Genomic DNA, 485 nt, shown 5'->3' on the forward strand with positions numbered 1-485 from the left:
AAGTAGCGGGCCCAGTGGGTGAAGCGCTGATCATGACTGCGATTGGTCTGGCTGTGGCTGTTCCTGCTGTTCTGGGTTACAACTTCCTGGTCCGCCGCAACAAGAGCGCCATGGAAGACGTACGTGCCTTCTCCGCTGACCTGCACTCTGTTGTCCTGTCCGGCAACATGGGCAAAACAGCTGCCAAGAAATGAAGCACTGATGAAGCTAAGCGCGACGCGATTTTGAACCTGCTGTTTTTGTAAATTCGTCACCGTACTAAAGTACGGTTGCGCTTCTTAGTTCAAACTAGCGCCGCTTGCTACGCTTCCTCAGCACTTCTGCAAAAGCATTTGGCCGGGCTATGAGAATAGTCCGGCGTGAAATCTGAAAGAGAACACATTATGGCAATGGCAATTGGCAATGATGGTGATGGCGAAGACGAAGTCAATAGCACCATCAACACCACCCCGCTGGTAGACGTCATGCTGGTCTTGCTGATCATC

At 51.8% G+C, this 485-nt stretch carries 1 protein-coding gene and 1 pseudogene; both read left to right on the plus strand.

The genetic code is table 11. From position 1 onward, the window contains the following. On the plus strand, positions 1–194 hold a 194-nt coding region (locus ACO0LC_RS29160; protein WP_423009761.1), incomplete at its 5' end, for a MotA/TolQ/ExbB proton channel family protein. 189 nt (positions 195–383) lie between these two features. Continuing rightward, a pseudogene (locus ACO0LC_RS29165) lies at positions 384–485 on the plus strand (biopolymer transporter ExbD); the annotation flags it as partial.

This window comes from Undibacterium sp. JH2W, assembly GCF_049340425.1.
GTDB lineage: Bacteria > Pseudomonadota > Gammaproteobacteria > Burkholderiales > Burkholderiaceae_D > Undibacterium.